Annotated in this window: 1 tRNA gene and 3 rRNA genes; all 4 read right to left on the minus strand. The window is 57.8% G+C overall.

The window, feature by feature from the left end:
• Positions 1 to 14: 14 nt before the first annotated feature.
• Positions 15 to 136 (minus strand): 5S ribosomal RNA (gene rrf, locus EXE50_RS16830).
• 131 nt (positions 137 to 267) lie between these two features.
• Positions 268 to 3,186, minus strand: a 23S ribosomal RNA gene (locus EXE50_RS16835).
• 280 nt (positions 3,187 to 3,466) lie between these two features.
• Positions 3,467 to 3,538: transfer RNA gene (locus EXE50_RS16840), tRNA-Ala, on the minus strand.
• A gap of 167 nt (positions 3,539 to 3,705) precedes the next feature.
• Positions 3,706 to 5,175, minus strand: a 16S ribosomal RNA gene (locus EXE50_RS16845).
• The 16S, 23S and 5S rRNA genes sit together here with 1 tRNA gene alongside, the layout of an rRNA operon.
• Positions 5,176 to 5,359 lie beyond the last annotated feature (184 nt).

Consider the following 5,359-nt stretch of genomic DNA (forward strand, 5'->3'; position numbering starts at 1 on the left):
TTCCCGTATGAGTGGGCAGGCGGCGACTCGTGGTTCCCAGAGGATCGCTCACTCCAGTACTTCACGATACGCTGGTAGGCTTAACTTCCGTGTTCGGAATGGGTACGGGTGTTTCCCTACCGCTCTGGCCGCCTTCATGCCGACTCTCGGACTCGAACCGAGACGCTCTATGAGCGACGCCTGTGTCGGTCGTGGTTCGAAACAACCGTGTATACGTGCGATCCAGATACCGCCTGAACTCATGCGAGTTCGTGGCGCGTCAGCGCCAATGAATGTGGCTCGGTCTGTTAGTTCTCGTGGGCTTAACACCTCGTTGCCTCGGTGCGTACACCCCGAGTCTATCGAACTCGTCTTCTACGAGTGACCTCGGTGGTACCTCTTTTCCATGTGGGTTTCGAGCTTAGATGCGTTCAGCTCTTACCCCGTGTCGCGTGGCTACTCGGCATCTGCCCTTCCGGACAACCGATACACCAGTGGCGACCAAACGTAGTTCCTCTCGTACTATACGTTCGTTCACGTCAGGTACCTCACACCCCCAATAGATAGCAGCCGACCTGTCTCACGACGGTCTAAACCCAGCTCACGACCTCCTTTAATAGGCGAACAACCTCACCCTTGCCCGCGTCTGCACGGGCAGGATGGAGGGAACCGACATCGAGGTAGCAAGCCACTCGGTCGATATGTGCTCTTGCGAGTGACGACTCTGTTATCCCTAAGGTAGCTTTTCTGTCATCTACGGGTCCCATTCCGGAACCTCGTAGGTTCGCTAGACCACGCTTTCGCGTCAGCGTTCCTCGTTAGGAAGAACACTGTCAGACCATCTTTTGCTCTTGCGCTCTTCGCCGGATTCCCGACCCGGCTGAGATGATCTTCGGGCGCGCTCGATATCTTTTCGAGCGCGTACCGCCCCAGTCAAACTGCCCGGCTACCGGTGTACTCCTCCCGGAGTGAGAGTCGCAGTCACCGACGGGTAGTATTTCAATGCTGTCTGGGTGGCGTGCTAGCGCACGTACCTCTGTAACGACTCCTACCTATGCTGCACATCGGCGACCACGTCTCAGCGACAGCCTGCAGTAAAGCTCTATAGGGTCTTCGCTTCCCCTTGGGGGTCTCCAGACTCCGCACTGGAACGTACAGTTCACCGGGTCCAACGTTGGGACAGTGGCGCTCTCGTTTATCCATTCATGCAAGCCGCTACTGAAGCGGCAAGGTACTACGCTACCTTAAGAGGGTCATAGTTACCCCCGCCGTTGACGGGTCCTTCGTCCTCTTGTACGAGGTGTTCAGATACCCGCACTGGGCAGGATTCAGTGACCGTACGAGTCCTTGCGGATTTGCGGTCACCTGTGTTGTTACTAGACAGTCGGAGCGCCCGAGTCACTGCGACCTGCTCCGTCGAGAGCAGGCATCCCTTCTTCCGAAGGTACGGGACTAACTTGCCGAATTCCCTAACGTCGGTTCTCCCGACAGGCCTTGCCTTGCGCTGGCAGAGCACCTGTGTCGGATCTCGGTACGGACATCATGCTTGCCTTTTCACGGGCCCTATGTACGGCTGACTTTCGCTGTCTCGCGTTTCGCTCGCTTCGTACCGTGACGGTTTCCACGAGTTTCCACGATTCGACCGGGCGAGTGCCCGGCTCAGCGTTCCACACGGCGTCGGCGTTTACTGCACGATGGCGCTGGAATATTAACCAGCTTCCCGTCGGTGTAGTCAAGTTGTGGTACACCTTAGGACCGGCTAACCCTCGGCTGAACGGCAGTGCCGAGGAACCCTTGCTCTTCAGGCCGTCGAGGTTCTCACCCGACTATCGCTGCTACTGTGACCAGGATTGTCGTTACTGGACGGTCCACACGAGCTCTCGCCCGGGCTTCCGTCCGACCAGTACGCCAACCTACGCGGTTATCCTTTGACGGATACGGCCAGGTCTCGGTGGTAGATTTGAGCCCCGATCATTTTGGGCGCCTCAAACCTCGGCCGGTAAGCTGTTACGCTTTTCTTAGCGGGTAGCTGCTTCTAAGCTCACCTCCCGGCTGTTTAGGGCTTGAGACCACCTTCGAATCGCACTTAATCTACACTTTGGGACCTTAACCCGGCTCTGGGTTGTTCCCCTCACGGTACACAGGCTTACCCCGCGCACCGGACTCCCATCGTCTACAGCGCCTGCGGGTTTGGAGTTCGACAGGATGGCCGACTCCTCTCGGAGGCGGGTCATCCAATCGGTAGCTCTACCCCGCGGGCTACCTCGGATGAGGTCATGCTTCGACATGTTTCGGTTGGAACCAGCTGTTGCCAGGCTCGATGGGCCTTTCACCCCTACACACGAGTCACGAGAGGGTATTGTAGAACACCAACTCTAACAGGCCTCCACGTGGCTTTCGCCACGCTTCACCTTGCTCGCGCGTAGATCGCCTGGTTTCGGGTCGCACCCGATTGACTCCCCGCGCTTGAACACGGTGGCCCTCGCACGAATGTGCTGCGGCCGTATCGGTTTCCCTGCGCCTTCCCCGGTTCACGGGTTAGACTCGCCAATCAAGTGCACTCCCTGGGTCGTTTTTCAAAACGCACGACACGACGCCGGCTCGTCTCTTTTCCTACTAGAGGATCGCTCCTCGGTCGTTTCAAGAGACGCCTTGTACGCCCCGTCGCTCGATCGCCAGCTGATTTCAGGCCCTATTGCACCGCCCTTTTCGGGGTGCTTTTCAGCGTTCGCTCACGCTACTTGTTCGCTATCGGTCTCGAGGAGTGTTTAGCCTTCTCAGGGGATGCCTGAGGTGTTCACAGAGGATATCCGACCCCTGCTACTCTGGATTTGACGCCATCCGTACTGACTCATCTTACGGGGTTGTCACCCTGTTTCACGCTCCGTTCCAGGAGACTTCAGATGAGTTGTCGAGATTTGGTTGTCAACCCGAACACCACATTGGTCAGAAGACCTTCGGTTTGGGCTGTGTCGCGTTTACTCGCGGTTACTGACGACATCGCTGTTGCGTTCTTTTCCTGCCCTTACTGAGATGTTTCAATTCAGGGCGTTCCCTATTGCGCGTGGCAATTGTTGAACGGATTCCGATTGGGAGATCTCGTGTTCTTTCCCTCCATGCGGGTCCCACGAGCTTTTCGCAGCTTGGCACGTCCGTCGTCGGCTCTCGAGCCGAGCCATTCACCAGCTGGCACAGTAGCCAGTAGTGTGTCAACGAACTCTCGAAGGAGAGTTGTTGACGGTGTCAGAAACACTCGTCAGAGTGTTCCGACTGTATATGGTTCACTGACGTTCCACGAACTCGGATGAGTTCAGTGGACGTCTGGATCGCACGTATACACGGTTGTCATTGAATCGCCCCGGGTGTGACGGGGCGTTCATCGAACCCTTCCCATCCGCGGTTTCCCGGGATGGTGCATCGGTCGTCGTGTTCAATCGGTTCGTCGGCGACCCCTTAAGGGGCACGTTTCGAACCGACCGAACGGACATGGACTCACTGGGATTCGAACCCAGGGCATCCTCCTTGCAAGGGAGGCACTCTACCGCTGAGCTATGAGCCCACCTTCCCCGAAGGGAAGGTTGTCTCGCGTGTTGTGTGAGCCGTGGTCGTTCTGAAGTGTCCAAGCCGGTGGATGGGCGGACGGACACAGTCCAATGCGAATGAGTAGTGACCGTCTTAGGAAGACGGTCGTAAGGTGAGCCTCCCGTGTGGGAGGTCTCGGGTCGGTGGAGGTGATCCAGCCGCAGATTCCCCTACGGCTACCTTGTTACGACTTAAGCCCCCTTGCGAAGCCCAGATTCGACGTTCGTGGAACGCCTCATCCGGACCTCACTCGGGTGCTTTGACGGGCGGTGTGTGCAAGGAGCAGGGACGTATTCACCGCGCGCTTGTGACACGCGATTACTACCGAATCCAGCTTCATGTGGGCGAGTTGCAGCCCACAATCCGAACTACGATCGAGTTTCTGAGATTACCGTCTCCTTTCGGAGTTGGAACCCTTTGTCTCGACCATTGTAGCCCGCGTGTTGCCCAGCACATTCGGGGCATACTGACCTACCGTTGCCCGTTCCTTCCTCCGTGTTAGCCACGGCGGTCCCCCTACTGTCCCCAGCTACCTCGCGGTACTGCTGGCAAGTAAGGGTGCGGGTCTCGCTCGTTGCCTGACTTAACAGGACGCCTCACGGTACGAGCTGACGGCGGCCATGCACCTCCTCTCTGAGGCTCGGATAAGGTCATCAACCTGATCGTCATTACCACAGTCGATGCTGGTGAGATGTCCGGCGTTGAGTCCAATTAAACCGCAGGCTCCTCCGGTTGTAGTGCTCCCCCGCCAATTCCTTTAAGTTTCATCCTTGCGGACGTACTTCCCAGGCGGTCTGCTTAGCGGCTTCCCTACGGCACAGCACCCACTCGTAGTGGGAGCCACACCTAGCAGACATTGTTTACGGCCAGGACTACCCGGGTATCTAATCCGGTTCGAGACCCTGGCTTTCGTCCCTCACTGTCGGATCCGTTCTCGCGACGTGCTTTCGCCATCGGCGGTCCGTCCAGGATTACGGGATTTCACTCCTACCCCGGACGTACCCGTCGCGCCTTCCGGTCCCAAGCCACGCAGTTTCTACCGGGCGCCCACCTGTTGAGCAGGTGGATTTCCCGATGGACTTGCGCGGCCAGCTACGGACGCTTTAGGCCCAATAAGATCGGCCATCACTTGGGCTGCCGGTATTACCGCGGCGGCTGGCACCGGTCTTGCCCAGCCCTTATTCTGGTACCGCCTTAGGGTACCGAAAAGCACAGGCGCTATGCCTGTGCACTTGGGATCCCCCTATCGCACTGTCGTGCAGTGTAAAGGTTTCGCGCCTGCTGCGCCCCGTAGGGCCCGGAATCTTGTCTCAGATTCCGTCTCCGGGTTCTCACTCTCATGACCCGTACCGATTATTGGCACGGTGGGCCGTTACCCCACCGTCTACCTAATCGGCCGCAGCCACATCCTTCGGCGCCGGAGCGTTTGGCATACCACTCATTCCAGTGGTGGTATGGGATACACTATTAGCCTCAGTTTCCCGAGGGTATTGTGTTCCGAAGGGTAGTTTGGCCACGTGTTACTGAGCTATTCGCCACGAGTCTGAACTCGTGCGACTAGCATGGCTAAATCGGATCCCAATAGCAATGGCCTCCGGCAGGATCAACCGGAATGTATGTCCTTCGAGCCTGATTCCCGGCTCGAAGGGGGTGTTGGCGGGTGTCAACGTAGTGTTGACACACCATTGCATTGGTCTGTGTGGTGTCCGGGCCAGCCAACGGCTTGGATGGCACCGAACGACCACGGCTCACATCAGATCACCGCTTACGCCGGAGCGCAGGGGGCGTGATCCTCATC

The organism is Halorubrum sp. ARQ200 (genome assembly GCF_005435115.1).
Lineage (GTDB): Archaea > Halobacteriota > Halobacteria > Halobacteriales > Haloferacaceae > Halorubrum > Halorubrum tropicale.